The organism is Actinosynnema sp. ALI-1.44 (assembly GCF_001984155.1).
GTDB lineage: Bacteria > Actinomycetota > Actinomycetes > Mycobacteriales > Pseudonocardiaceae > Kibdelosporangium.
On record NZ_MTQO01000053.1, the window covers coordinates 461,193 to 487,703 of the forward strand.

Annotated in this window: 29 protein-coding genes; 22 read left to right on the plus strand and 7 right to left on the minus strand. The window is 68.1% G+C overall.

What is annotated here, in order from left to right; translation table 11 throughout:
• The first annotated feature begins 60 nt into the window (after positions 1 to 60).
• Positions 61 to 888 carry a TIGR03620 family F420-dependent LLM class oxidoreductase gene (locus ALI144C_RS44095; protein WP_076993214.1) on the plus strand — a complete coding sequence of 276 codons (828 nt, stop codon included), beginning with the start codon at positions 61 to 63 and terminating at the stop codon, positions 886 to 888.
• Here ALI144C_RS44095 and ALI144C_RS44100 read toward each other — a convergent pair.
• Positions 880 to 1,890 (minus strand): nitric oxide synthase oxygenase, encoded by a 1,011-nt coding sequence (locus ALI144C_RS44100; protein WP_076993215.1) that lies wholly within the window; start codon positions 1,888 to 1,890, stop codon positions 880 to 882. The genes ALI144C_RS44095 and ALI144C_RS44100 overlap by 9 nt on opposite strands.
• A 292-nt stretch (positions 1,891 to 2,182) precedes the next feature.
• On the opposite strand from ALI144C_RS44100, the gene fbaA reads away from it, so the two are divergent.
• On the plus strand, positions 2,183 to 3,217 hold the full coding sequence (gene fbaA / locus ALI144C_RS44105) for a class II fructose-bisphosphate aldolase (protein WP_076993216.1): 1,035 nt from the start codon (positions 2,183 to 2,185) through the stop codon (positions 3,215 to 3,217).
• Between the two features lie 81 nt (positions 3,218 to 3,298).
• Positions 3,299 to 3,697 (plus strand): DUF3151 domain-containing protein, encoded by a 399-nt coding sequence (locus ALI144C_RS44110; RefSeq protein WP_076993217.1) that lies wholly within the window; start codon positions 3,299 to 3,301, stop codon positions 3,695 to 3,697.
• A 3-nt stretch (positions 3,698 to 3,700) separates the two neighbouring features.
• Here ALI144C_RS44110 and ALI144C_RS44115 read toward each other — a convergent pair whose 3' ends face one another.
• Positions 3,701 to 4,327, minus strand: coding sequence for an HNH endonuclease family protein (locus ALI144C_RS44115; RefSeq protein ID WP_143231222.1), 627 nt, complete (start codon positions 4,325 to 4,327; stop codon positions 3,701 to 3,703).
• A 73-nt stretch (positions 4,328 to 4,400) separates the two neighbouring features.
• Positions 4,401 to 4,940: a TetR/AcrR family transcriptional regulator gene (locus ALI144C_RS44120; protein WP_076993218.1), complete on the minus strand. Its 540-nt coding sequence runs from the start codon at positions 4,938 to 4,940 to the stop codon at positions 4,401 to 4,403.
• A 112-nt stretch (positions 4,941 to 5,052) separates the two neighbouring features.
• Here ALI144C_RS44120 and ALI144C_RS44125 point away from each other — a divergent pair, with 112 nt between their 5' ends.
• On the plus strand, positions 5,053 to 5,958 hold the full coding sequence (locus ALI144C_RS44125) for an alcohol dehydrogenase catalytic domain-containing protein (protein ID WP_076993219.1): 906 nt from the start codon (positions 5,053 to 5,055) through the stop codon (positions 5,956 to 5,958).
• Here the strand turns inward: ALI144C_RS44125 and ALI144C_RS44130 are convergent.
• Positions 5,951 to 6,631, minus strand: a complete 681-nt coding sequence (locus tag ALI144C_RS44130) for a hypothetical protein (RefSeq protein ID WP_076993220.1) — start codon at positions 6,629 to 6,631, stop codon at positions 5,951 to 5,953. The genes ALI144C_RS44125 and ALI144C_RS44130 overlap by 8 nt on opposite strands.
• Positions 6,632 to 6,696: 65 nt before the next feature.
• Here ALI144C_RS44130 and ALI144C_RS44135 point away from each other — a divergent pair, with 65 nt between their 5' ends.
• The gene (locus ALI144C_RS44135) at positions 6,697 to 7,986 is read left to right on the plus strand and encodes an adenylosuccinate synthase (protein WP_076993221.1); all 1,290 of its coding nucleotides are present in this window, start codon (positions 6,697 to 6,699) and stop codon (positions 7,984 to 7,986) included.
• 15 nt (positions 7,987 to 8,001) lie between these two features.
• Here the strand turns inward: ALI144C_RS44135 and ALI144C_RS44140 are convergent, their stop codons facing one another.
• The gene (locus ALI144C_RS44140; RefSeq protein ID WP_076993222.1) at positions 8,002 to 9,102 is read right to left on the minus strand and encodes a glycerophosphodiester phosphodiesterase; all 1,101 of its coding nucleotides are present in this window, start codon (positions 9,100 to 9,102) and stop codon (positions 8,002 to 8,004) included.
• A gap of 150 nt (positions 9,103 to 9,252) precedes the next feature.
• On the opposite strand from ALI144C_RS44140, the gene ALI144C_RS44145 reads away from it, so the two are divergent.
• From ALI144C_RS44145 to ALI144C_RS56065, 12 genes are all read left to right on the plus strand, one after another.
• Entirely contained in the window at positions 9,253 to 11,262 is a 2,010-nt protein-coding gene (locus tag ALI144C_RS44145; RefSeq protein WP_076993223.1) for a TRAP transporter permease, read from the plus strand.
• Positions 11,246 to 12,241 carry a TAXI family TRAP transporter solute-binding subunit gene (locus ALI144C_RS44150; protein ID WP_237774606.1) on the plus strand — a complete coding sequence of 332 codons (996 nt, stop codon included), beginning with the start codon at positions 11,246 to 11,248 and terminating at the stop codon, positions 12,239 to 12,241. Before ALI144C_RS44145 ends, ALI144C_RS44150 begins: the two co-directional genes overlap by 17 nt.
• A gap of 29 nt (positions 12,242 to 12,270) precedes the next feature.
• Entirely contained in the window at positions 12,271 to 13,533 is a 1,263-nt protein-coding gene (gene purD / locus ALI144C_RS44155) for a phosphoribosylamine--glycine ligase (RefSeq protein WP_076993225.1), read from the plus strand.
• Positions 13,534 to 13,645: 112 nt separating this feature from the next.
• On the plus strand, positions 13,646 to 14,038 hold the full coding sequence (locus ALI144C_RS44160) for a hypothetical protein (RefSeq protein WP_083753926.1): 393 nt from the start codon (positions 13,646 to 13,648) through the stop codon (positions 14,036 to 14,038).
• A gap of 7 nt (positions 14,039 to 14,045) precedes the next feature.
• Positions 14,046 to 14,630: a DUF3558 domain-containing protein gene (locus tag ALI144C_RS44165; RefSeq protein WP_076993226.1), complete on the plus strand. Its 585-nt coding sequence runs from the start codon at positions 14,046 to 14,048 to the stop codon at positions 14,628 to 14,630.
• A gap of 9 nt (positions 14,631 to 14,639) precedes the next feature.
• Positions 14,640 to 15,875: a hypothetical protein gene (locus ALI144C_RS44170; RefSeq protein WP_076993227.1), complete on the plus strand. Its 1,236-nt coding sequence runs from the start codon at positions 14,640 to 14,642 to the stop codon at positions 15,873 to 15,875.
• On the plus strand, positions 15,872 to 16,630 hold the full coding sequence (locus ALI144C_RS44175) for an ESX secretion-associated protein EspG (protein ID WP_076993228.1): 759 nt from the start codon (positions 15,872 to 15,874) through the stop codon (positions 16,628 to 16,630). The genes ALI144C_RS44170 and ALI144C_RS44175 overlap by 4 nt, the downstream gene beginning before the upstream one ends.
• A 71-nt stretch (positions 16,631 to 16,701) precedes the next feature.
• Entirely contained in the window at positions 16,702 to 16,998 is a 297-nt protein-coding gene (locus ALI144C_RS44180; protein ID WP_076993229.1) for a hypothetical protein, read from the plus strand.
• Between the two features lie 20 nt (positions 16,999 to 17,018).
• The gene (locus ALI144C_RS44185) at positions 17,019 to 18,191 is read left to right on the plus strand and encodes a transglycosylase SLT domain-containing protein (RefSeq protein ID WP_076993230.1); all 1,173 of its coding nucleotides are present in this window, start codon (positions 17,019 to 17,021) and stop codon (positions 18,189 to 18,191) included.
• Positions 18,192 to 18,314: 123 nt separating this feature from the next.
• A complete protein-coding gene (locus tag ALI144C_RS44190) occupies positions 18,315 to 19,964 on the plus strand; it encodes an alpha/beta fold hydrolase (RefSeq protein WP_237774607.1) in 1,650 nt (549 codons plus the stop codon).
• A 38-nt stretch (positions 19,965 to 20,002) separates the two neighbouring features.
• Complete coding sequence (locus ALI144C_RS44195) at positions 20,003 to 21,151, plus strand: pyridoxal phosphate-dependent aminotransferase (protein WP_076993231.1); 1,149 nt, start codon at positions 20,003 to 20,005, stop codon at positions 21,149 to 21,151.
• 118 nt (positions 21,152 to 21,269) lie between these two features.
• The gene (locus ALI144C_RS56065) at positions 21,270 to 21,431 is read left to right on the plus strand and encodes a hypothetical protein (RefSeq protein ID WP_168211506.1); all 162 of its coding nucleotides are present in this window, start codon (positions 21,270 to 21,272) and stop codon (positions 21,429 to 21,431) included.
• Here the strand turns inward: ALI144C_RS56065 and ALI144C_RS44200 are convergent, their stop codons facing one another.
• Together ALI144C_RS44200 and ALI144C_RS44205 are read right to left on the minus strand one after the other, a co-directional pair.
• Positions 21,432 to 22,016, minus strand: a complete 585-nt coding sequence (locus tag ALI144C_RS44200) for an HAD-IA family hydrolase (protein ID WP_076993735.1) — start codon at positions 22,014 to 22,016, stop codon at positions 21,432 to 21,434.
• Positions 22,017 to 22,018: 2 nt separating this feature from the next.
• Positions 22,019 to 23,032, minus strand: a complete 1,014-nt coding sequence (locus ALI144C_RS44205; protein WP_269086737.1) for a threonine aldolase family protein — start codon at positions 23,030 to 23,032, stop codon at positions 22,019 to 22,021.
• A gap of 138 nt (positions 23,033 to 23,170) precedes the next feature.
• On the opposite strand from ALI144C_RS44205, the gene ALI144C_RS44210 reads away from it, so the two are divergent.
• From ALI144C_RS44210 to ALI144C_RS44230, 5 genes are all read left to right on the plus strand, one after another.
• On the plus strand, positions 23,171 to 23,689 hold the full coding sequence (locus ALI144C_RS44210; protein ID WP_076993232.1) for a SigE family RNA polymerase sigma factor: 519 nt from the start codon (positions 23,171 to 23,173) through the stop codon (positions 23,687 to 23,689).
• Between the two features lie 278 nt (positions 23,690 to 23,967).
• Positions 23,968 to 24,468: a hypothetical protein gene (locus ALI144C_RS55005; RefSeq protein WP_143231223.1), complete on the plus strand. Its 501-nt coding sequence runs from the start codon at positions 23,968 to 23,970 to the stop codon at positions 24,466 to 24,468.
• Between the two features lie 71 nt (positions 24,469 to 24,539).
• The gene (locus ALI144C_RS44220; protein ID WP_076993234.1) at positions 24,540 to 25,124 is read left to right on the plus strand and encodes a TetR/AcrR family transcriptional regulator; all 585 of its coding nucleotides are present in this window, start codon (positions 24,540 to 24,542) and stop codon (positions 25,122 to 25,124) included.
• Positions 25,125 to 25,185: 61 nt separating this feature from the next.
• Positions 25,186 to 25,725, plus strand: coding sequence for an RNA polymerase sigma factor (locus tag ALI144C_RS44225; RefSeq protein WP_076993235.1), 540 nt, complete (start codon positions 25,186 to 25,188; stop codon positions 25,723 to 25,725).
• Positions 25,722 to 26,507: a hypothetical protein gene (locus ALI144C_RS44230; protein WP_143231224.1), complete on the plus strand. Its 786-nt coding sequence runs from the start codon at positions 25,722 to 25,724 to the stop codon at positions 26,505 to 26,507. Before ALI144C_RS44225 ends, ALI144C_RS44230 begins: the two co-directional genes overlap by 4 nt.
• The last annotated feature ends 4 nt before the right edge of the window (positions 26,508 to 26,511 follow it).

The following is a 26,511-nucleotide window of genomic DNA, read 5'->3' on the forward strand; positions in this document are numbered from 1 at the left end:
TGCGTCGAACGTATTCCTGAGGGGAAGATCGACGTGGTCGCAGAGCGAAGGGCGAGAAACATGCAGCTGGGCAAGGTCGGCATCTGGAGCATGGTCCACCTCTGGACCGATCGGCCGGAGGTCGCGGCCGATCTGGAGAACCTCGGGTTCGGCACGCTGTGGCTCGGCGGATCCCCCAGCGCCGACCTGCGGATCGCGGAAGCCCTGCTGGACGCGACCAGCACGCTGACGGTGGCCACCGGCATCGTGAACGTCTGGGCCGCCGAAGCGGCCGAACTGGCGGAGTCCTACCACCGGATCGCGGCGAAGCACGCCGACCGGTTCCTGCTCGGCATCGGCGCGAGCCACAAGATGTTCAACACCCAGTACGAGAAGCCGTACACCAAACTGGTGTCCTATCTGGACGAGCTGGACGCCGCCGGTGTGCCCGCTGCGGGCCGGGCGCTGGCGGCGCTTGGCCCCAAGGTGCTTGCCCTGTCGGCCGAGCGCAGCGCGGGCGCGCACCCGTACTTCGCCCCGGTCGAACACACCAAGCAGGCCAGGCAGACCCTGGGCGAGGGTCCCCTGCTCGCCCCGGAAGTGGCCGTCGTGCTCGAACCCGACCGCGACCGGGCCGACCGGATCATCCGCCAGTACACGGACCTGTACCTGAAGCTGCCCAACTACACCAACAACTTGCGCCGCCTCGGCTACACCGACGAGGACTTCGCCAACGGCGGCAGCGACAAGTTGCTCGGCGCGCTGATCCCCCAGGGCGTCGACAACATCGTCGCCACCGTCGCCGCGCACCACGCGGCCGGCGCGGACCACGTGAACCTGCAGGTGCTCACCGCCGACGGATCCCTTGACCTGGAAGCGTTCGAGACGTTGGGCACCGCCCTAACGTGACCTGTGCGGCCGGAAGGCCGGGCGGTCGCCCCGGTTGCGCCGGGACCGGAGCCAGGCCAGGCGGTGCTGTGTTTCGGCGTAGTGGTCGGTGATCGTGACCCGGGCGGTGTCGAACGAGTGCAGCACCGCCCGGTTGAGCTCCAGGGTGGCGCGGTCCCGCCAGAGCGTCCGGTCGGTGGACGTGTCCAGCCCCAGCCGGTCGGCGACCGGCCGGAGCATCGCGTACGCGGATTCGTCGGCGAGACCGCGCGTGCCGATGTCGGTGCCGACGAACCAGGTGTTGAACGGCGCCGCGGGGTAGTCGATCCCGCCGACGCACAGGCGCATGTTGGTGATCACCGGCACGGCCGGCCAGCGCAGGCCGAGGTCGGCGAACCACGGCAGGTCCGGGTGCGTCAACGGCACCTCGGTGACCACTTCGCGGGGGATCCTGAACGGCTGCGGATCCTGCAGGCCCGTGCTGACCACGAGCGGCAGGTGGTCGAAGGCGGTGCGTGCGAGGGGTGGCTGCCAGCCGAGTGCCTCGACGGACTCGGTGAACTCGATGTTCCTGGCGTCACCCGATTCCGGGTAGCCCGCGTAGCTGACCAGGTGGGCGTTCCAGATCCGCGGGCCGGGCGAGTCCGGCCGGTCGGGGGCGAACACGGTGACGAGCGGCTGGATCTTGCCGCCGTTGGTGGCCAGCCGGAGGTGTTCGAAGCACTGGGCCGCGACCGCCTGCGCCTTGTGGATGCCGCGCAGGTCGCGGATCTTGAGCCGTCGCCACGGCAGTCCGCTCGTGCACCAGCCGGTGTCGCGCAGCGCGACTCTGGCGCCGTAGCAAAGTTCCTCATTCGTGTGCCGGTAGGTGCCGGTCTCCGCGATCTCCGCGCGCACCTCGGCCAGCCGATGGCGCACAGCGCCCGCCTCGGGGTGCGCGTCGTGGAACATCCGCAGGAAGTCCTCCGCCGCGGCGAAGGTGACCGGACCGCCGGTGATCTTTTCGTTATAAAGGGCGGTCACGGGCCAGAAATCTACGTGCGCCCACGGCTTTGTCGACACTGCCAGACGGGTCACCCACGAGAGTCAGCCATTCGGGTGGGCGATGCACCCAGCGTGAGTGCTTCGGCAGGTGACGTTCACGGCTTGAGTCCACGATCGGGCCGAACAGGGTGCACGTCAACTGAATCGATCGCGAAGGCCGTCACCACCAGGTTGTCACCGAGTGTCACCGGTGGTGCTCACGGTGACCGCCAGTCGGGGCCTCGTAGGATTCGGCTGCACAGGCATCCCAGCCCCGAGGAGGACGAGACCGATGCCCATCGCCACACCCGAGGTCTATGCCGAGATGCTGGACCGGGCGAAGCAGAACGAGTTCGCCTACCCGGCCATCAACGTCACCTCCTCGGAGACCCTGAACGCCGCCCTGCGCGGCTTCGCCGAGGCGCAGAGCGACGGCATCATCCAGGTGTCGACGGGTGGCGCCGAGTTCGCGTCCGGCACCAAGGTCAAGGACATGGTCACCGGCTCCGTCGCGCTGGCCGAGTTCGCGCACGTGGTCGCCGACAAGTACCCGGTGAACATCGCGTTGCACACCGACCACTGCCCGAAGGACAAGCTGGACGGCTTCGTGCGTCCGCTGATCGAGATCTCGAAGCAGCGCGTCGCCAAGGGCCAGAACCCGCTGTTCCAGTCGCACATGTGGGACGGCTCGGCGGTGCCGATCGACGAGAACCTCAAGATCGCTGCCGAACTGCTCGCCCAGACCGTCGAGGCGAAAATCATCCTCGAGGTCGAGATCGGCGTGGTCGGCGGCGAGGAGGACGGCGTCGCCAACGAGATCAACGACAAGCTCTACACCTCCGAGGACGACTACCTCAAGACGATCGACGCGCTGGGCGCGGGCGAGCGCGGCCGCTACCTGCTGGCCGCCACCTTCGGCAACGTGCACGGCGTCTACAAGCCGGGCAACGTGAAGCTGCGCCCCGAGGTCCTCAAGGGCGGCCAGGAGGTCGCCTCGCAGAAGCTGGGCCGCCCGGCCGACTCGAAGCCGTTCGAGCTGGTGTTCCACGGCGGCTCGGGCTCGGAGCTGTCGGAGATCCACGAGGCCCTGTCGTACGGCGTGGTGAAGATGAACATCGACACCGACACGCAGTACGCCTTCACCCGCCCGATCGCGGCCCACATGTTCAGCAACTACGACGGCGTGCTGAAGATCGACGGCGAGGTCGGCAACAAGAAGACCTACGACCCGCGCAGCTACCTCAAGAAGGCGGAGACGGCGATGGCCGACCGCATCATCGAGGCCTGCCAGCACCTGAAGTCCGCGGGCCGCATGATCGCGGGCTGACCCGCGGTCGAATCCGAATCCGACAGAGCCCACGCCGGTCTCGGCGTGGGCTCTGTGCTGCCGGGCTGATTGGATGGGGGCATGCAGAACAACCTGCTTGGCCCCGAACCCACGTTGCTGCCCGACCGCGCCGAGCAGCAGGCCGCCATCGAGTCGGGCAAGGACGCGGCCGAAGTCGCCGCCGCCTGGCCGGACTTCAGCGAGGCCTGGGCTGTGCTCGCCGAGCAGGCCCTCGGCAAGGGCGAGCACGTCGCCGCGTACGCCTACGCCCGCACCGGCTACCACCGGGGCCTGGACCAGTTGCGCCGCAACGGCTGGAAGGGTTTCGGCCCGATTCCGTGGAGCCACCGCCCCAACCAGGGTTTCCTGCGGGCCCTCGCCGCGCTGGGCAAGGCGGCCAAGGCCATCGGCGAGACCGAGGAGTACGACCGGGTCCGCAAGTTCATCGAGGACTCCGACCCGGCCGCGCCCCAGATCTAGCCGCTAGCAGCGGTCGAGCATCGAGTTCAGCGCGGCCTTCTCGTTCGAGTTGACCGTCAGCGCCCACTTGTACTTCGAGCCGATCCACATCCGGGCGTAGGTGCAGTGGTAGGACGTGAGCGGCGGCTTCCACACGTCGGGTGACTTGTCGCCCTTGGCCTGGTTGACGTTGTCGGTCACGGCGATCAGCTGCGGGCTGGACAGGTCGTTGGCGAACTGCTGGCGCTTCGACGTCGTCCACGACTTCGCGCCCGTTCTCCACGCGTTGGCGAGCGGGACGACGTGGTCGATGTCGACGTCCGAGGCCGCCGACCAGGTGGCGCCGTCGTACGGGCTGAACCACTTGCCGGACGTGGCGGCGCAGGAGGCGTCGACGACGACGTTGGTCCCGTCGCGCTTGAGGACTTCCTCTCTGGTGTTGCACGAGCCGGAAACGGTGGTCCAGTGCGGGAAGAGGTCGCGGTTGTAGCCGTCGCTCGATCCGTCCGGGGCCACCGTCAGCCCGTTCAACTGGGTACGTGCGGTGGATGCGCTGGGAATGCCTGGCGGTGTCGCCCATGCCGCGACTGCCGTGCCGAGCAGCAGTGCGACGACGAGGAGCAGGGCCCGTAAGGCACTTTTGGCGATCATGTCACCTCCGTGTCGTGGGTCACTCGACCGTGACCCACGGAGGTAGCGTGAGCAATACCTCCGGGTGACACCCTTACGACGGATGCCGTAACTCGACGTCGATGATCGCGCGCATCATTTCCGCTGTCCGGTCCGCGATCACCCTGGCTGAGCAGGGACGATCGTGGTCCAGCCACCACGTGATGGCCTGCACGGCGACCGCGCCGACAACGGTCGGCGTCAAGTCGTTCCCAGCTTTCCCAGTCAGGTGATGTGCGCTGATCGACGCCATCTTCGCGCGCATCGTGTCAGCGAACCACGTACCCGCCTTGCGGCTCAGCAGCGCCTTGTAAAGCCGCTCGTAGGTGGCGACGTGGTCGAAGAACTCCGTCCAGAGTTGCGGCACGTCGTCGGGCGCGGTGGCCATGAGCTCGTCGAGCGCGTCGTCGAAGACCTGCTCGGCCAGGTGGTACTTGTCCCGGTAGTTCCGGTAGAACGCGGCCCTGCTGACCATCGCGCGGGTGGTGAGCTCGCCGACGGTGATCCGGTCGAAGCCACGCTCGTCGATCAGCTCGACCAACGCGTCGCGCAACAGGATCCGGGTCCGGCGCACCCGGAGGTTCTGCTGAGACAAAACCGGCTCCTCGTCCAGGCTGGGACAGACCGTCTCGGTTGCACCTTGGCGACCGGTCGACGCTCGGACAGTCTGCCTCAAGAGAGACAAAGTGTCTCGTTTGGAGGGGAACATGCGGGTGATCCGGGTCCACGAGTTCGGCGGCGCCGAGGTGCTGCGCGTGGAAGAAGTCGGACGGCCCGAACCGGGCGATGGGCAGGTGCTCGTCGAAGTCGAAGTCGCGGCGGTCCTGTTCGCGGACACGTTGCTGCGACGCGGCACCGTGCCGTCGTGGGCGGTGCCGTACGTCCCCGGCTTCGAGATCGGCGGCGTGGTGGTCCACGCCGAGGACCAGGCGCTGGCCGGCAGGCGCGTGGTGGCCAGGACCAGCGGTTTCCAGGGTGGTTACGCGGAGTTCGCGCTGGCCGACCACGTCCACCCGGTTGCGGACGGTATGCCGATCGAGCACGCGGTGGCCCTGTTCGGCGGTGGTGACATGGCGATCGGCCTGCTGGACGTGATGCGCGTCGGTGCCGCCGACACCGTGCTGGTGACCGCCGCGGCAGGCCGGATCGGCTCCATGCTGGTCCAGGCAGCCCACGCCCGCGGTGCCCACGTGATCGGCGTGACCAGCCCCGACAAGCTGGCGGCGGTCAAGGAGCTGGGCGCGCAACCAGTCACGTACGACGACGAGAACTGGGGCGAACCCAGCGTGGTCCTCGACTCGGTGGGCGGCGAGGTCGGCGGACGAGCCGTCGCCGTCGCCCAGGACCGCGTCGGGCTGTACGGGTACACCTCAGGGCAGTGGCCGCAGGTCGACACGGCGTTGATCGCGCAGCGCGGGCTGACTGTCGTCGGCGCGTCCGGGGTGCTGCAGCGCCGGAGCTCGCAGCGGCAACGAGCGGACGCGGAAACGGCTTTGAACAGCGGTATGACCGCCAAGATCCACGCCGTCCACCCCCTTGACCGGGCCGTTGACGCGCACAACGACCTCGAGCAGCGCCGGAACACCGGAGCCGTGCTGCTGCGGCTCAAATGAGCCCTCTGGCGACGCGGAGATCCGAGGTGTGCCGGTACCAGGTCCACCGAGACACCTGCCGCGGGTGCTGCACGCCGTCCTTGACCGGCAGCACGGGCAGGCTGCCCAGTTGGAACGCGCGGCCCTTGAACTCGCTGACCCGTTTGCCGAGCAGCCCGCGGCGGATCACGCGGACGACGAGCCCGTTGCGGCCGGACGGGTCGGGCGTGACTTCGATAGCACTGATCCGGCCACGCAGCGCCGTTGTGTCGTCGCAGTAACCAACACCCCGTGTCGGCCCGATCCTGCCCAGCCCGACCAGCACGCCACCGGCATCGTCGCGTAGCAGCGGGATCGGGTCGACGTCGCCGCGCAGCGCGACCTCGATCGCCTTGCCCGGGTCCGTCGGCAGGTCCCAGAGGTCCGCGACCGGCGAGTCACCGGTCGGCACGAACCCGACAGCCACCTGGTCCACGAGTTCTTTGCGCATGATCCGCAGCACTACCGCGGCCAGGTCCGCGTCCGTGCCCAGGACCACGATGCGACGCTCGCCGAGGCCCTTGAGCAGGGGATCCACGTCCGTTCGACCCGGTGTGGCCGGCACCGCGGACACCTCGACGTCATCACGCTCGGTCAGCGACGCCAACCGATCGTGTCCGGCCGAATCGCCACAGGCCAGTACGAGTGCACCCACGCTGAGCTCCTGGTCTAGTCTCCATTACCGGCATTTCGCACGCCCGAATCCACCTGGAGTTTCACATGCCGGCCATCGTGGTCATCGGCGCCCAATGGGGCGACGAAGGTAAAGGCAAGGCAACCGACCTGTTCGGTGACCGCGTCCAGTGGGTCGTCCGCTACCAAGGCGGCAACAACGCCGGGCACACCGTGGTTCTTCCCGACGGGCAGAACTTCGCGTTGCACCTGATCCCGTCCGGGATCCTCTCGCCGAACGTGAACAACGTGATCGGCAACGGCGTGGTGGTCGACCCCGGTGTCCTGCTGGAGGAGCTGTCGGGGCTGGAGGCGCGCGATGTCGACACCAGCAAGCTGCTGATCTCCGCCGACGCGCACCTGATCATGCCGTACCACGTGGCCATCGACAAGGTCACCGAGCGCTACCTGGGCAAGTCCAAGATCGGCACGACCGGTCGCGGCATCGGCCCCTGCTACCAGGACAAGGTGGCCCGCGTCGGCGTGCGCGTGCAGGACCTGCTGGACGAGAAGATCATGCGCCAGAAGGTCGACGCGGCGCTGGACTTCAAAAACCAGGTGCTGGTCAAGGTCTACAACCACCGCGCGCTCGACCCCAACCAGGTCGTGGACACCGTGCTGGAGCAGGGGCAGAAGTTCCTCAGCCGGATCGCCGACACCCGCCTGCTGCTCAACCAGGCGCTCGAGCGCGGCGAGAACGTGCTGCTGGAGGGCTCGCAGGGCACCCTGCTGGACGTCGACCACGGCACGTACCCGTTCGTCACGTCGTCGAACCCGACGTCGGGCGGCGCGTCGGCCGGGTCCGGCATCGGCCCGACCCGGATCACCACGGTGATCGGCATCCTGAAGGCGTACACCACGCGGGTGGGTTCCGGGCCGTTCCCGACCGAGCTGACCGACGAGATGGGCGAGAACCTGCGCAAGCAGGGCGGCGAGTTCGGCGTCACCACCGGGCGTTCGCGGCGCACGGGCTGGTTCGACGCGGTGATCGCGCGGTACGCCGCCAGGGTCAACGGCATCACCGACTACTTCCTGACCAAACTGGACGTGCTGTCCGGCCTCGACACCGTGCCGATCTGCGTCGGGTACGAAGTGGACGGCCGCAGGGTCGACGACATGCCGATGACGCAGACCGACGTGCACCACGCCATCCCGGTCTACGAGGAGATGCCGGGCTGGTGGGAGGACATCAGCCAGTGCCGCGAGTTCGATGAGCTCCCGGCGACCGCGCGGGCCTACGTCGAGCGGTTGGAGGAGCTGTCGGGTGCCAGGGTCTCGGCGATCGGCGTCGGCCCCGGCCGTGACCAGACGATCGTGCGCCACGAACTGGTCCGCTGATGTGCTTGCACCTTGTCAGCGCCTGTTCTTGCGGGCCTCCACCGCCGTGTCCGTGTTGTCGGTGAACACGCCGTCGACGCCGGTGGCGAAGAACTTCTCGAACTCGCCGAACGCGTTTCCGTACTCAGCCGGGACGGCGGACGAGCGGAAGTCGGCGGGCAGGAAGTTGTTCTCGTTGCGGAAGGTGTACGGCACGACCTTCAGCCCAGCCTTGTGCGCGTCGGACACCAGCGACGTCGGCGCCTTCAGGAATCCGGCCGCGTCACGGGGGATGACCTGTCCCTTCTCCGGGCCGAGCCAGTCGGCGTACTTCGCCACGTCACGCAGGCCCGCCGGGCTCACGATGTCGGCGTACGTGCGCGGGTCGCCCTTCACGATGAAGTCGTACGGCGCGCCCGCAGCGCTGGTCAGCTGGACGAGTTGGACCCTGAGCTGGCGGTTGAGCGCCACCAGGTTGCCGACCTCGAAGGACTGCACGACGACCTTCGCACGCGGGTGGTTGAGGCCGTTGCGGTCGAGAGTGCGGACCAGGCCGGGCTCGAGTGCCTTGCCGATCGACTGGAAGTACGTCGGGTGCTTGGTCTCCGGCGCGATGCCGATCTCCCGGTGCAGCTCCCAGGACAGGCGCCTGCTCAGCTCGATCACTTCCTGGAAGGTCGGCACCTCGAAGCGCTTGGTGTAGATCGTGTTGCGCTGGCGGATGTCCGGGATGCGCTCGGTCGCCCGCAGGGTCTTGAGTTCCGCCAGGGTGAAGTCCTCGGTGAACCAGCCGGTCAGCGGGGCTCCGTCGATGGTCTTCGTGGTCTTGCGACCCGTGAACTCCGGCCGGGACGCCACGTCGGTCGTGCCGCCGATCTCGTTCTCGTGCCTGGCCACGAGCACACCGTCCTTGGTCGACACCAGGTCGGGTTCGATGTAGTCCGCGCCCATCCGGGCGGCGAGTTCGTAGGAGGCCAACGTGTGCTCCGGGCGGTAGCCGGAGGCCCCGCGGTGCCCGAAGATCAACGGCTTGGCCTGGTCACCCCTGCCCTGCGCCTGCGGGTCCGCGGTCGCCGGCCCGACCATCGCGACCAGCGCGATCCCACTCAGCGCTAATGCGGCGAGTCGTTTCCCCATCACGTGCCTCCTTGCTGCGAACGAAGTGCGTGGACGCTACCTGGCATTCCTGCACGGTCGGCCACGCTCGGATGAACGTTGTGCGCGTCTGTCCTAAGGCAATGCAAAGAACAGTGTGATGCCGACCACCTCACCGGGTACGTTCGCCGGGTGACCACCGCAGAGCAGCGCAGCGTCGACGACATCGTCGGCGCGCACGACGAGGAACGTCCGGCGCGGAAGTTATCCCCACGCTGGGAACGAGCGCTGTGGATCGTCGGGGCGGCGGTCGCGCTGCTGGTGCTCAAGCAGGTCTTCCTGCCGTTCGACCAGGGCAACCAGTACTACCTGGTGATCTTCCTCGCGGTCACGCTGCCGCTGGTCTTCCTCGCGTACCGGCCCGCGGGACGCGGCGCGACGGAGAACGACGACCCCGGTGTGATCGACTGGGTACTGTCCGCGCTCACGCTCGTGGTCGCGCTCTACCCGTTGCTCACGGGGTTCGACGCGTTCCTCGACCGGCAGGGTCAGCTGTCCACTGTGGATGTCATCGCCGGTGCTGTCCTGTTGTTGCTCATCCTCGAGGCGACCAGGCGCACGACCGGCCTGGTCCTGCCGATCATCTGCCTGGTCTTCCTCGCATACGCCTACTACGGCGGGTTCCTGCCGCAGAGCTGGGCGATCTCGCACGCGGGCATGAACTTCGACGAGATCATCAGCGCCTTGTACGACCCCAGCAACGGTTTCTTCGGCACGCCGCTCGATGTCGCCGCCACCTACATCGTGCTGTTCACGATCTACGGTGCCGTGCTGGCCAACTCGGGTGCGGGCAAGTTCTTCGTGGACTTCAGCTTCGCCTTGTTCCGCAAGTCGCGCACGGCGCCCGGCCGCACCACGGCGCTGTCCGGGTTCCTGCTGGGCACCGTGTCCGGTTCGGGCACGGCGACCACGGTCACGCTCGGCGCGATCACCTGGCCGATCCTGAGGAAAGCCGGGTATCCCAAGGAGAACGCCGGTGGTCTGCTGGCCGCGTCCGGAATCGGCGCGATCCTCTCGCCGCCGACGCTCGGTGCCGCCGCGTTCATCATCGCCGAGTACCTGGAGACGTCGTACCTCACCGTCCTGCTCTGGGCGATCGTGCCGACACTCCTGTACTACCTGGGGATCGTGTTCGCGGTCGAGGCCGACGCCCGCCGGTTCGGCGCGCACTCGGTGGACGTGGACTCGCCGAAAGCCCTGGCCGTGCTGGCCAAGGGCGGGTACCACTTCGCGTCGCTCGCGATCATCGTCGTGTTCCTGGCGTTGGACATCCCGCCGTTCTCCGCGGTGGTCTACGCCTCCGGTGTGGCGGCGCTGTTCTCGTTGGTGGGCAAGCTGTTCGGTGAAGACAAGCGGGCCGCGCTGATCGCGTGGCTCAGGGAACTCGTCGACTCGCTGTCCGAGGGTATCCGCGGTGCGCTGCCGGTGATCGCGGTCTGCGCCGCGGCGGGCGTGATCACGTCGACGATCACCAAGACCGGACTCGGGCAGGTGCTCGCCGACGCTTTGGTGAAGGCCGCGAACTCGTTGTCCGACAACCCGACCGTGGTGCTCGCGCTGACGGTTGTGTTCTGTGCCTTGGCAGTCTGCGTGCTCGGCCTGGCTGTCCCGGTCACCGCGTCGTTCATCATCTCGTGGGTGGTGATCGGGCCCGCGCTGATCACGCTTGGCGTGCAACCCGCCGAGACGGCGATGTTCATCTTCTACTACGCGGTGCTGTCCGAGGTCACTCCGCCGACGGCGCTCGCGGCCGTCGCGGCGTCGGCCATCACCGGTGGCGCGGTGCTGAAAACCATGTGGCAGACGTGGAAGTACACGTTGCCCGCGTTCCTCGTGCCGCTGGCGTTCGTACTCACCGACAACGGTTCCGCGTTGCTGCTGCAACGCCCGTTCCTCGACGTCGTGTGGGTGACGGCCGTGTCCGCGGTCGGCGTGGCCGTGCTCGCGGTCGTCACGACCGGCTGGCTGTTCGGTCCGGCCAAGATGCCCGTCCGGGTGCTGTGCGTCCCGGCCGCGCTCCTGCTGCTCTACCTGCAGCCACTTTCCATCGCGGTCGGGGCGGGCTTCGCCGTTGCCGCCGTCGTCGTGCACTTGCTGTTGCGGCAAAAGGACAAGGAGATCAACAGTGTCGACAGTGCGTAAAGCACTCATTGGTGTGGTGGGGGTCGCGCTGGTGGCCACCGGCTGCGGCGGCAAACGCGAGGACAACAACCAGTCCGCGCAACAACCCGGCGGACAGGCCTCGTGCGAGGCGTCCGAGGGGCGCGTGACCATCGCCACCGGCAACGTCGGCGGCGTGTACTACGTGCTCGGCGGCGGCCTCGCCCAGGTGATCAGCAACAACTCCAAGCTGAAGGCCACCGCGGCGGACACCGGCGCGTCCGTGCAGAACATCCAGCAGCTCGCGGACAAGACGTACGACATCGCGTTCTCGCTGGCCGACACGGCAGCCGACGCCGTGCAGGGCAAGTCCGCGTTCGAGGGCAAGCCGCAGAAGGTCCAGGCCCTTGCCCGGATCCACTCGAACTACACCCAGGTCGTGGTGCGCGCCGACAGCGGGATCAACAGCGTCGCGGACTTCCGCGGCAAGCGGATCTCCACCGGTTCGCCGAAGTCGGGCACCGAGGTGATCGCCAACCGGCTGCTGCAGGCGGCCGGGCTGAAGGACAGCGACCTCTCACCGCAGCGGCTGGCGCTGCGGCAGACCGTCGACGGGATGAAGGAAGGCAAGATCGACGGGCTGGTGTGGTCCGGCGGCCTGCCCACCCCGGAGATCACCGACCTGACCACCTCCATGGGCGGCAAGGTGAAGTTCATCGACATCACCCCGCAGCTCGGCGCGCTCAAGCAGCTCAACCAGGTCTACGACCAGGGCACCATCCCGGCCGCGACCTACAAGCAGCCCGCCGACGTGCCGACCATCGTGGTGCCGAACTTCCTGCTGGTCCGCGAGGACTTCCCGGCGGGCAACGCGTGCGCGATCACGAAGCTGATGTTCGACAAGAAGGCGGATCTGGAGAAGACCCACCCGTCGGCGAAGGAGATCACCAAGGAAACGGCCATCAGGACCGATCCAGTACCGGTCCACCCCGGTGCCAAGCAGGCCCTCGGGGTGAGCTGAACGGAGCACGGCACCTATCCTTTCCAGTCGTGCGAGTTCTGGTCATCGGGTCTGGGGCCCGAGAGCATGCCCTGGTCCTCGGCTTGTCGCGGGACCCGCAGGTCACCGCCCTGGCCTGCGCCCCCGGCAACGCCGGGACAGCGGCAGTCGCGGAGCAGTACGGCGTCGAGGTGGGCAACCCCGCCGAAGTCGCCGCACTGGCTGAGCGGTGGAAGGCCGACCTCGTCGTGATCGGCCCCGAGGGGCCCTTGGTCGAGGGTGTCGCCGACGCGGTCCGCGCGGCGGGCTTCGCCTGCTTCGGCCCGTCCGCCGACGCCGCCCGGATCGAGGGCTCGAAGGCGTTCGCCAAGGACGTGATGGCCGCGGCGGGCGTCCCGACCGCGCACAGCGAGATCGTCGACAACCCTGCCCGGCTGGACGCGGCACTGCAGCGCTTCGGCCCGACCTACGTGGTCAAGGACGACGGCCTGGCCGCGGGCAAGGGCGTCGTGGTGACCCAGGACCTCGCGACCGCCCGCGCGCACGCGATGACGTTGTTGGAAGGAGGCCACCCGGTCCTGCTGGAGTCGTTCCTGTCCGGACCGGAGGTCTCCCTGTTCTGCCTCGTCGACGGCAGGACAGTGGTCCCGTTGCTGCCCGCGCAGGACTTCAAGCGCGTCGGCGACGGCGACCACGGCCCCAACACCGGCGGCATGGGTGCGTACACCCCGCTGCCGTGGGCAGGGGGCGACCTGGTGTCCACCATCGTGGACAAGATCGTCCAGCCGGTCGTGGACGAGATGGCCAAGCGCGGCGTGCCCTTCTCCGGCCTGCTGTACGCGGGCCTGGCGATCACCCCGACCGGCCCGCAGGTGATCGAGTTCAACTGCCGCTTCGGCGACCCCGAGACCCAGGCGGTGCTGGCCCTGCTGCGCACCCCGCTGGGAGAACTGCTCAACGCCGTGGCCACCGGAACCCTCGCCGACCAGCCCCCGCTGGACTGGGCAGAGGGATCAGCGGTGACCGTGGTGGTGGCGGCAGAGGGCTACCCCGGCAGGCCCCGCACGGGAGACGTGATCGCGGGCAGCGAAGCCGAAGGAGTCCTGCACGCGGGCACCCGCAGGCGCGAAGACGGCGCGGTGGTCTCCTCAGGCGGCCGGGTGCTCTCGGTGGTCGGAATGGGCGACGACCTGGAAGCGGCGCGCCAGGATGCGTACCGTCGGATCGAGAACCTGCACCTCGCCGGCTCGCACCACAGGACGGACATCGCACTGCGCGCGTCACGCGGAGAGGTCGCGGTTCCCGCTAGCTGATTCGGTGGAACCGGGTGGCCGGTTTCTCCGTCAAACTTCACGTAGAGGTCTACCAGCGTTGGTAGCCTACGAAAAGAGACCGGACGACTACAGAACGTACGGGGGTGCGTGAATGGAAGAGACGACCGGCTCACTGTCGTGGGCGCAAGCGCTGGCATCGATTCCCGAAGCCCCGGCAGGCGCGGCGACGTTGAAGGTGAACCACGACAACGTGCTCGCCGCGGCCAAGATCATCCAAACCCAGATCGACGCGCTGAACGACACGTTCGCCACGCACAGTCGGTCGTTGATGATCGAGCCCACAGCGGAGGATCCGGTGAGCGTCGACGCGGCGAGCGCCTGGAATTTCCGGCTGGTGCTGGCCGACGACTCCTACGCGGCGAGGATCACCGATTACGTGACCAGCCTGCGCAACATCATGTCCCAACTCCAGAACAGCGCGAAAACCTATGGATTCAACGACCAGGACATCGCAGCGGTCTTCGGGACGACGACGGTTGCGTAGGCCGGTCATGGTCGCGCTGCTCTGTGCGGTGGCGCTGACCGGGTGCACGGAGAGTGAGCCCGGCCAGGCGGTTCCGGCTGGCAACGGCGGCGCGCAGGGCTCGGGCGGCTCGAAGCCGAGCGTGGCCATTCCGCCGAGGCCCAGGGAGATGAAGCTCGACGGCGTCGACCCGTGCAAGCTGCTGACCCAGGAGCAACTGGGGCAGCTCAAGGTCAACCGGAAGCGCAACAAAACCCAGGACGGCGACGCCTTCAAGGGATCTCCCCAGTGTCTGATGGACGGCACGGAAGGCAAGAACGCTTTCGACTACGAGGTCTGGGCGATCACCAGTGAGGGATTCGAACCCTGGTTGTCCGGCAAGCGGAATGTCGAGGCCAAACTCGTCTCGATCGATGATTTCCCGGCAGCGGATTACCACATCCGTGGCAGCGGCGGCGCATTCGACTGCGCGACCGCGGTGGGCGTGGCCGAAGGCCAGCAATTGATGGTCGTCTTCCGGCCGAGTCGCAACGCCTTCACCCAGGAGCAGATGTGTTCGAAGAGTGAGCAGGCCGCGCACTTCGCCATGCAGACCCTCAAGACCCTGAAGTGAGGAACCGCCATGTCCGGAACCGAGATCGGTGACTACCGATTCGCCGGCTACAGCAACGAGGAACTCGCCGTCATGGTCGACCAGATCCGCCAGGGTCGTGGGTCGGAGAGCATGAACCGCGCCGTCGACGCGCTCACGGCGATCGCCAACAGCCTCAAGCAGACCGACGAGGTCCTGCGCACCGAGCTGACGAAGATCGGCGTCGAGTGGACGGGCGCCTCCAGTGACGACGCCCAGGTCGTGATGTCCGACTCGTCCCAGTACGGCGGCGAGGCGACCGGGACCATCACCAGTTCGGCCGGTGCTGTCTGCAACCAGGGTGACGACTACTCCCGCACCCGCAACTGCGCGCCCGAGTCGAGTGCGCTGCGGGGCGCGAAGGACTACAACCTCGCCGACAAGCTGCTGCTGCACACCACGGATCACTCCGCGGAGGTCAAGCGCACTCAGGCCGCGCGGGCGCAGGCTGTCGACGCGATGAACGGCTACGCCAACGCCAGCAAGTCGAACCTGGGCGCCTACCAGGCGCTTCCTGTTCCGCCTGGGCTCAACCTCGTCGCCGCTCCGCCGACCAAGGCGTCGACCGGCACGAGCATTTCCAGCGTCGGTGGTGGTTCCGCGGCGTTCGCGCCGGGTGGTGCGTCGATCGCCGGTGTTCCGGGCGGTGCTCCTGGTGTTCCGGTCGGGTCGTTCGACGCCACGGGTCAGCCGTTGGTCGGTGGGGGCCAGTCCGGGCCGCATTCCGGGGTTCCTGGTCAGCCGGGTCAGCCCGGGGTCCCGGGCAAGATGACCGGGATCGGTCCGATGCCCGGTGGCGGGCCGTTGCAGCCGGGTTTCGCGCAGGGCACCCCGCCGGTTCGCCCGTACTACGAGGGCATGACCAACGCCGTCGCCGGGATGGTCGGTGGCGCGCAGGGCGGGGCCGCTGTCGGGTCGGTCGCGGACAAGGAGCGTCTCGCGCCCAAGACCGGCGGTCGTCCGTCGGCGCTTCCGCCGGGTGGTTCTCGTGGCACGGGGTCCGCGTTGAGCGGGTTGCCGCCTGAGGAGGCCGCGGCGGCGCGGACCGCTGAGCGCGTCGGGGCCAAGAGCAAGCCCGGTGCGTCGATGATGCAGCCTGCCGCGGGCACCGCGCAGGGCGAAGAGGATGAGGAGCACGTGCGCAAGTACGGCATCGAAGCTGAGGACGTGTTCGCCGACGGCCGGATGGTCATGCCGTCGGTGCTTGGGGAAGACGACGACGAGTGAGCCTGGTTCTCTCCGCGTGTGAGTTCGACGTCATCTGGGAGAGCGAGCGGCTGCCCGACCGCCATGTCGCGCTCGACGTGCCCAGCCCCGGCAAGACCCACGCCGAACGAGCCGAGCTCGTGCGCAAGACGTGGCGTGCGCTGGAGTCACGGGGCCTGGCGCAGTCCGGCCGGGCGAATCCGGAGCTTGTGGACGCGCTGGAGGTCCTCGCCCATCCGCATGTCAGCGTCGACGCGTGGATCTGGGCCGGTCGCGAGGTGAAAGCGTTTGCGGCCGTCGCGGGCCGAGCGGCGCAGCTGGCTGTGGTCGACGAGGGCCAGGTGTGGCTGATCCCGGCACGGGACAGCGCGCTGGCCGAGTCCGCTGTGTCGGTCGCGGGTGACATGCCCGCGGGCCGTGGCCGGTCGGTCAGCCTGCCCAACGACCTGGTGACCGCCGCGGACGACGAGTCGCACGGCGACACGAAGAAGTTCATCACCAATCTCGAGGCGAAAGGCCTCGCGTTGAGCGAGGCTCAGGCACTGACGTCGATGCTGTCCGGAATCACCACGCGCGGACAGTTCGGTGCCGAACGCCATCACAGGGACAAGCGAATTGTCCGCGCTGCACGGGTTGTCGCTTTTCACGACAATCCGACGGGCCGGTACTGCGACCTGGTGAAGCCCAGCCCGGACGGTCGCACCTGGTTGACGGTGTCGCCGGGCGACAACCAGCGGCTCGCCACGTTTGTGTGGGAACTGCTCGACGAGATCTGAATTCGCTCTATGGTTGTCGGGAACCAGTGAGGGGTTCTCTGGCGTCACACATGTGGCGAAGGGGTGGGGACGTGGCCGGTTACAACATCGAGGCGATCAACAACTGCATGACGACCGTGCAGAACTTCAAACCGAAGTTCGGGCAGATCGCGGATTCGTTCCAGAACGTGCAGAGCGACGCGGCCGCCTACGGTGCGCTGCCGAGTTCCGGCGCCGTGTCGGCCGCGGTCGACGAGGTGAACAGGTTGATGCTGAGCGAGTTCGACAAGGCCGAGCAGCTGCTCGACGGGATCGCCCGCGCGCTCGACGCGGTGGTCCAGAGCGTGCAGAACGTCGAACAGCAGACCGCCAAGACTTATTCGGTTTGATGCTGGGGAGGAGCTGAGCGGTGAGCGCTGCGGCTGAGTTGGGGAGCTACCCGGGCGGCGACGCCGTGCTGGCGGCCGCGCGGAAGGTCGAGAACGCCAACAGCGGCTCGATCAACGCCGCGGCCCAACGGCTCACGCAGGCGGGCACGGGAGTCAGTGAGAACGGCACGGGCGTGGCCAATTCGGTCAAGGCGCTCGACGCGGCGTGGCAGGGCGCGTCCGCCGACCAGTTCGTGGCCTACATGGACCGGTTCGCCAAGGCGGGTACCGCCAGCGGCGAGGGTCTGGCCAAGGCCGGTGCGGCGCTGACCAAGGTGGCGACCGCGATCGACGACGCCAAGCACTTCGTGTCCAACCGGTGCGAGCAGGCGCTCGGCGAGATCAACCGGATCAAGCAGGCCAACGCGGGCGCCGACGCGGCCACGCTGGACGCCGAGTTCCGGCCGATCACGTCGGCGGCCGCGACGGACATCGAGAACAAGCTCAAGGAGACCGAGGAGCAGATCAAGGCCGCGGCGACCGAGATCAAAGCGGCCGCGAACCCGAGCGCCCGGTTCTCCGACATCCCCGAGCCCGGCAGCCAGCCGTACGTGCCCGGTCCCGGCAAGACGATCGACTGGAAGCCCGAGGCGCCGAGGGACGACAAGACCACACCGTCCGGAACGGACACTCCCGGTCAGACCGGCACGGGCAACACCGGCAACACCGGTGGCAGCAGCGGCTCCAGCCACAGCGGAACCGGCGGGGGCAGTGGCCACAGCGGTGGTGGCGGTGGTGGTGGAGGAGGAGGCGGCGGCCTCGGCTCCAGCGGTGGCCCGCCCGCGGGCCCGCCGCCCGGCAACGTCCAGGAGTGGATCAAGCAGGCGCAGGAGATCCTGCGCGCCAACGGGATCAACGTCAGCGACGCGGACGTGCCGAAGATCTGGGCGATCATCCAGCACGAGTCGGCCGGTAACCCCAACGCCATCAACAACTGGGACTCCAACGCGGCGAAGGGCACGCCGTCCAAGGGCCTGATGCAGTGCATCGACCCGACTTTCAACAGTTACAAACTGCCCGGCCACGACGACATCTGGAACCCGGTCGACAACATCTGCGCGGGCGTGAACTACGCGATCTCCCGCTACGGGTCGCTCGACAACGTCCCGGGTATCAAGGCCATGGCGGGTGGCGGCGCGTACCGCGGGTACTGACGGGGTTTATGGCGAGAAGTGGTCCTGTTCGGTTGGACAATTCCGCCGAAAGTCTGATGTGCGGGCATTTCCCTGCTCCTAGGTTCGCACTGTCCATGGTGCGTGACAGGGAGTGGGATCTCCGTGACAGGAACGAGCAGGACCAGAAGAAGCCGACTGGCGTACGCCGGGGTGAGCGTGATGGCCGCGGTCGGCGTCATGACGGGGGTGGCACCGGTCGCCAGTGCGGCTGTTCCTCCTGGCTTGCAGGAGTTCTACGGCCAGAAGCCGACGTGGAAGCCGTGCGCGGACGAAGGGCCGCTCGCCGAGTTGCAGTGCGCGACCCTGACGGTGCCGATGAACTACCGCAAGCCGGGTGACGAGCGCATCGCGGTGACGATCAGCAAACTGCCCGCGAAGGACCCGGCCAAGCGCCGTGGCGTGCTGCTGCTCAACCCCGGTGGTCCCGGCGGTGAGGGTGTCGACCTGCCGCTGGCGTTCGCCGACCGGCCGATCGCGCAGGTCTACGACATGATCGGTTTCGACCCGCGTGGTGTCGGCCGCTCGACCCCGCTGGAGTGCGAGAACACCCCGTCGATCGCGAGCCTCCCGTCGAGGCCGACCGACGAGCAGTTCGCGGTGTTCACCGCGCAGGCGCGCAGCGACGAGGCCGCCTGTGAACGGGCCGCCGGTGGCCTGCGGCCGTACATCAACACGCCGAACACCGCTCGCGACATGGACGTGATCCGGGGTGTGCTTGGCGAGAAGAAGATCAACTACTTGGGCTTCTCGTACGGCACCTACCTCGGCGCGGTCTTCGGCAGCCTGTTCCCGGCCAGCCTGGACCGCAACGTGCTGGACTCCGCGGTCAGCCCGGACTGGATCTGGCGCGAGCAGTTCAAGCAGCAGGCCGTGGCCATGCGGCAGAACACCGAAGCGATGTTCAAGTGGATCGGCGAGCGCAACTCCGTGTACGGGCTGGGCACGTCCCAGGCCGAGGTGTTCGCGACCACCGAGGCGCTGGCCGCGAAGCTGGCGACCAAGCCGATCGAGGACCCGTTGTACGGCACCGTCGACCGGTCCGCCTACGACCTGATCGTCGGTTTCATCTCGCGCTTCCGCCCGGCGTGGGACGAGCAAGGCCGGATGATCAAGGCATTCAAGGCAGCGTCGGACGGCACCCTCGCCACCGAGTCCGCCGAGGTCAGGGACGCGGTCAAGGCCGCGAAGCTGGTCAAGGAGCTGGGCATCGCCAACACGTTCAACGGCGTGTTCCAGACCGTCACGTGCGAGGCCGACTGGCCGCAGGACCTGCAGATCTACTACAGCGACATGCGGCTGTTCCGTGAGAAGAACCCGTACGGCTTCGGCGTGTTGCGCGCCGCGCCGACCGAGTGCACCTTCCGCAGCTTCAAGCCCGCCGACAGGGTCACCGACCTCAAGCGTTCCGGCTACCAGACCGGACTGGTGATCCAGGCCGAGGGTGACGCGAACACGCAGTACGACGGCGGCCCCGCGATGGCCACCAGGCTGAAGGACCAACTGGTGTCGGTCGCGGACGACGGCACCCATGGCCTCTACACCCGCAACGCCTGCGCGTCGACCATCATCGACAACTACCTCGTCAACGGTGTGCTGCCGGGTTCGCGCGTCACCTGCCCCGGCGACCCGCGTCCGGACATCCCCGCCGACGAGCAGGCCGCCGGTCGTTCCGCGCGTGCTCCGCAGGCGGACGTGACGGACTCCGTGCAGCGCTTCATCTCCGAGAAGCGATTGGGTAAGGGTGTTTTCTGAGTGATCACATGAGGCACGGGCGGCGTTAGGGTGATCTTATGGCTCATAGCCCGCTGACAGTCGCCGCACGTGCCTCTGTGCCGCCGTTCTACGTGATGGATGTCGTCGAGGCCGCCAACGCACGGCAACGCGCCAAGGGTGACGTCGTGTCGTTGGCGGCAGGGCAGCCGTCCGCCTCCGCGTCGGCGCCGGTACTCGAAGCGGCCGAGAAGGTGTTGCGCAGCAACAAACTCGGCTACACCGAGCAGTTGGGCATCCCCGAGTTGCGGGAAGCCATCGCCGGTCACTACGACCGGAAGTACTCCGTGCGGGTGTCGCCGGAGGACGTGGTCGTCACGACCGGTTCCTCCGGTGGCTTCCTGCTTTCCTTCCTGTCCGCGTTCGACCCCGGTGACCGGGTCGCGCTGGCGCGGCCGGGATATCCGGCGTACCGCAACATCCTCACCGCGCTGGGGTGCGAGGTCGTCGAGATCGACACCTTCCAGCCGACCGTCGAGCTGCTCGACGGGCTCGGCCCGATCAAGGGCGTGGTGATCGCCAGCCCGGCCAACCCGACCGGCACCATCGTCGCGGGATCCGAACTGGCGGCGATCGCGGGCTGGTGTGCCGAGCACGGCGTCCAGCTGATCAGCGACGAGATCTACCACGGCATCGAGTACGGCACCAAGCCCGCGTCGGCGTGGCAGTACAGCCGGGAAGCGGTGGTGGTGAACTCGTTCTCCAAGTACTTCGCGATGACCGGCTGGCGGCTGGGCTGGCTGCTCGTGCCGCAGCGGCTGCACCGGGCGGTGGAGTGCCTGATCGGCAACTTCAACATCTGCGCACCGGTGCTGGCGCAGCACGCCGCCGTCGCCGCTTTCACCGACGAGTCCTACGCGGAGCTGGACGGGCACGTCGCGAAGTACCGGACGAACCGGGACACCCTGCTCGACGGCCTGAAACAGCTCAAGATCGACCGCCTCGCGCCCGCCGACGGCGCGTTCTACGTCTACGCCGACATCGAACACCTCACGCACGACGCGATGAGCTGGTGCCAGCGGCTGCTGGCCGACACCGGCCTGGCGATCGTGCCCGGCATCGACTTCGACCCCGAGCACGGCTCGAAGTTCGTCCGGCTCAGCTTCGCGGGCGCGCACCACGAGATCGAGGAGGCCCTGCGCAGGCTGGGCGGGTGGATGACCCCCTGACCCCCTGATGCGGTAAATCGGGGTCATTCCCGATGGTCGGCCCCCTCACCCGCTGGTTGACTGGGAACCACGGGTGAGCGCGGATCGTTCACTACCTGACCCGATGGGGAGGCTGGACATGTTGGTGAAGATCCTCGGCGCGATCGTTGTGATCTGGCTGGCGTTCATGCTCATTGGCTGGATCTTCTCGGCCTTCAAGTGGCTGCTGATCATCGCGGCCGTGGCCACGGTGGGAACGCTCGCCTACGGTGCCATCAAGCGTTCCCAGATCAAGTCGTAGCTACAGAATTCCGACGGCGGCCAGGTGCGTACGCGCCTCGGCCGCCGAGACCCACAGCCGGGCGTCGATCCCGGCCGCGGCCGCGCCGTCGATGTTGACCTGGCGGTCGTCGAAGAACACGCAGTCCTGAGGCCGGGCGCCGAGGCGCTTGAGCAGTTCCGCCCACATCTCCGGGTCGGGCTTGGCGATGCGCAGATCCCCCGAGAAGATCAGGTGCGCGAACGATTTCGTCCACGCCTCGAGCTCGACCAGGCGGCCGAACGCCGACGGCGCGTTGGACAGCAACGCGAGGCCGTGCCCGGCCGCCCGGATTTCCGCGATGAGTTCCAAAGTGGATTCTTCGCAGGTCATCCAGCCCAGCCCGTCGATCTTGGCCAGCTGGGCCGAAGTCGTTTCGTCCAACGGCTTTCCGGCGACGGTCGACCAGTAGTCCACGTCGGACATGCCCCGGTCGTACGCCTCCCGGTGCGCCCAGTACGCGGTTTCGAACGCGACCTGGTCCGCGCCGAGCGCTTCGGCGAGTTCCGGCAGTGCGGTGGTCCGCTTGCTGATGACCTCGCCGTAGTCGAACACGATCCAGCGCACGGTCACTCCTTGTCCAGTCGGCGAAACACTTCGGTGATGTCGTCGGCTGCGACGTCCCGGTGCGTGACGAACCGGACCCTGCCGTCCATCGGGACGGCGAGCACGCCCACACCTTGCAACTGGGACAGCGCCTGCTCCAGGTCCGGCACGGTGGCCAGCACGATGTTGGTGTCGGGCCGCGTCACGTCCCAGCCGCGTTCACGCAGGCCGTCGGCGAGCGCGGTGGCCTTGGTGTGGTCCTCGGCCAGTGAGTCGATGTTCTCCAGTGCGACCAGCCCGGCAGCGGCCAGCACACCGCCCTGCCGCACGCCACCGCCGAGCATCTTGCGGACGCGGCGGGCCTCGGCGACGAACGCGGCCGACCCGGCGACCATCGACCCGACCGGCGCACCCAGGCCCTTGCTGAGGCAGACCTGCACGGTGTCCGCGCCGACGGTCAGCGCGGACGGCGGCAGGCCGAGCGCGACCGAGGCGTTCCAGATCCGGGCGCCGTCCAGGTGTACGGCCAGGCCACCTTGCTTGGCCACCGTGACCAGTGCGGTGTGCTCGTCCAGCGGGGTCACGGCCCCACTTGCCGCGTTGTGCGTGTTCTCCAGGCACAGCAGAGTCGTGTACAGCCCGAAGTACGGTTGCGGTCCGCCGATCGCGTGGCGGACGGTCTCCGGTGCCGGTCGTCCGGGACCGCCGCCCCACGGCAACGCCTCGGGCATGCCGCCCGCCAGCCAGGCCGCACCGCCCTGCTCGTGCGCGAGCACGTGTGAGCCCTTCGTGGCCAGGAACCGGTCACCGCGTTTGAGGTGCAGCATCAACGCGATCAGGTTGCCCATCGAGCCGCTCGGCACCCACAGCGCGGACTCGACGCCGAGCAGCCCGGCAACGGTCTCCTCGAGCTTGGCCATGGTCGGGTCGTGGTCAAGCACGTCGTCACCGACCTCGGCAGCAGCCATCGCGGCCCGCATCCGTTCGTCTGGTCGGGTGACGGTGTCCGAGCGCAGGTCGATGATCGCAGCGGTCACGGAGTCGATCCCACCAATGCGACGGCCCCGGGGGCAAGCAGATTCGGGGTGTGGCGTAGAACTCATCCACGAACCGTGCAACCGTAGAGGCGGCCCGGTCCGTCCCTTAACCGAAGACGACGAGCGGAGAGAGTCCGCGTGGATCAGCGCGACGAGCAGGAGTTCGCGGAGTACTTCGAGGCTCGGCGAGACGCCGTGCGCCGAACCGCGTTCTTGCTGTGCGGCGACTGGTACCGCGCGGACGACCTGGCTCAGACCGCGTTCGTCGCGTTGCACCGGCGGTGGCGCAAGGTGCGTGACCGTGGGGCGTTGGACGCCTACGTCCGCCGGACGGTGGTGCGCGCGATGATCGACGAGTCGCGCCGGCCATGGCGCCGGGAGCGGTTCGTCGAGCAGTTGCCTGAGCCCGCGCCGACGGATGCCGAGGTCGGTGACACGGTTGCGACGAGGTCCGCGCTGCTCGACGGTCTGAAGCAGGTGCCGCCACGGCAACGGGCGGTGCTTGTGCTGAGGTTCTTGGAGGGCTTGGACGTGGCGGCGACCGCCGAGGCGCTCAAGTGCTCGGAAGGAACGGTCAAGAGCCAGACCGCGCGTGGGCTCACCGCTCTGCGGGAGGCGCTGGGCGATTCGTTGGACGATTTGCGACCGGCATCGTGAGGAGGTGGATGTAGGTGGACGAGAAGAAGCTTGCGGAGCTGTTCAGGGATGCGGTGGGTGACACGCCACCGCCCACCTTCGGTACCGGTGAGGTTCGGCAGGCTTCCCGCCGTGCCGCAGCGAAACGCCGTAACGCCGTCGTGGGCGCTTCGGCCCTTGCTTTCGTCCTGGTCGCGGGCGGAACAGTGACGGCGGTCGCCCTTTCGGGTGGAATTGCGGACCCAACAGCGGCGAATGCCCCCGCTCTCTCGGGCGGAGGACCCCAAACCGGTGGCACTATGTACAGAGAAGAGGAGCCCGCTCCAGCCAACGGCCCGTCGGTCATGGGGCAGTCCTCTCAGCAGGACAACCGGTCGAGTGCGCCTAAGCAGGGAGGACATTCGACTGGTAATGCCGGCACAGCCGGCAGCACCCCGAGTGGGTGCCAGGCGGACCGGGAGCTCGCTGCTGCCCTCGCGGGCGAGCTCCCGGCCGCCCCTGGAAAAGCGCAGGTCGTCGACGTCCCGTTCGGCTGTCCGCCGGGCTCGCGCGGCGCGGCCTTCACCGTGACCGACGGCTCCAAGGCCGGAACGGTGTCCATCGTCCTGGTGCCCAAGGGCACGTACTCCGTCGCGCCGCTCGGCGCCGAGGTGCAGGGCACCGCGAACGCCCAGAGCGAGGCCGCCAGCGGCAACCAGTTACACGTCGTCAGCCAGCCTGATCCGAACGTGCAGCCGGTGGAGGCGCCGTACACGGACACCATCGCCAAGTTCGCCAACGACATCGCGCCCCGGTTCTGACGAGGCGGTTCTGACGAGGTACGGCGCATCCGCGCTCGCCGGTCGGTGTCCACTACTACGCTGGGTGGACTATGACTGCCGCGAGTACGCCCAAAGGTGAACGCAGGCGCCAGGCTCTCGTCGATGCCGCCGCGCAGTTGCTGGCCGAAGGCGGCTTCGACGCGATCCGGCACCGTGCCGTGGCCGAGCGCGCGGGGCTGCCGTTGGCGTCCACCACGTACTACTTCGACTCGCTCGACGAGTTGATCACGGCGGCGGTCGAGCACCGGGGCGTGGAGGAGTTCGCCCGTGGCTGGGCGCAACTGGAGCGCACGCCGCAGGACGCGGGGTTCGACGTCCTCGTGGAGCTGGTGCTCGACCAGTTGCTGGGGGACGAACCGGAGTCGGGTGACGCGGAGGCCGTGTTGCTTCGGTACGAACGGCTGGTCGGGACCGGGCGCAGGCCGTACTTGAAGCCCGTGATGGGCAAGGATGCCGTCAAGCTGCGGGAACTGTTGTCGGCGATCTTCGCCAAGTGCGGGTTGCCGGTCACGGCCGACCGCATCGAGCAGGTGGTCGCGCTGGTCGACGGTGCCGTGCTGAACGCGATCATCGAGATCCACGCGGACCCGAGGGCACGGGCCAGGCAGATGCTCAGGACGGCACTCGCTCGATAGCCGTGCAACCTTCGCTCCGGGCCGTACGTGAGTTAGGTCGGGAATGCGAAGGGAGCCCATAGTGCGCAAACCCGACGAAGAGAGCTTCCGGGCTTTCGCGGGCAAACACGCCGCAGGGCTACGCCGCTGCGCCTACTTGTTCTGCGGCGACTGGCACCTTGCCGAGGACTTGACTCAACAAGCCTTGATCAAGATCTACCGCGCGTGGGGCAAGGTGCAGAAGCAGGACAGCCTGCAGAACTACTCGCGGCGGGTGTTGCTCAACACCTGGCTGGACGAGAAGCGCAGGCCGTGGCGGCGCAGCGAGCTGAGGTACGAGTCCGTGCCGGACACCGCGGACGTGTCCGCCGATCCCGAGGCCGCTCAGAACCGGTCGTGGGCGAAGGACATGACCCACCGGGCGTTGCTGGAGCTGCCGCCGCGTCAGCGGGCCGCGCTGGTCCTGCGTTACTTCGACGACCTGTCGGTCGCCGAGACGTCCGCGGTGCTCGGGTGCTCGGAGGGAACCGTGAAGAGCCAGACCGCCCGTGGCCTGGCGACTTTGCGGGAAGTGGTGGAGAACCTGACGGCAGGTAGGCCGGCTAGGAGGGTTGTGTCTTGAGTGAACACGAGCTTCGGGAAGGGTTGCAGCTGGCCGTGGCCGACGAGCCCCCGATGAGCTTTGACATCGACGAGCTGGTGACCACGGCGGAGCGCGCGGTGCGTCGTCGCCGTGCCCTCGTCGCCGTTGGCGTGAGCACGGCCGCTGTGGCCGTCGTCGCCGTGACCGTGCCGGTTGTGCTGGGGATGAGCGGCACGTCGGAGGAGATCCCCGTGGCCGCGCCTCCGCCGCCGTCGGCCAGCGCGCCTTCGACGCCACCGTCGGCACCACCGTCGTCGGTGACGAAACCGCCGCTGACGAAGCAGCAGCTCACTCAGCGCGGCAACGAGATGCGGACGTACCTGAACACCCAGTTGCCGAAGGTGGCCCCCACGGCGAAGGGTGTCAACACCCTGCCGTTCGGCGGCGAGGCCGAAGGCGCCGTTTCCGATGGCCAGGCCTACCTGGACGCGTTCGTCAAGTTCAAAGTCGGCACCGTGCCGACGGCCGCCGCGGTCCAGGTGCGCAACGACCAGGAGCACCAGTGCGACGGCAGCTGTCAGGACCTTCCACAGCCGGACGGCAGCAAGGTGGTCATCGAGACGACCAACGGTCCGGCGGGCAACAACCCGGCGATGACCATCGTCAGCGCCATCCACATCCGCAAGGACGGCACGCTCACCCGGGTCTCCGCGTACAACTACGACCCGACCAGCGGTTCCGCGCCCGTGTACCAGCCCGACGTGGCGCTCACGGTCGACCAGATGGTGCGCCTGGCCACTGATCCGACTCTGCACCTGTAGGTGG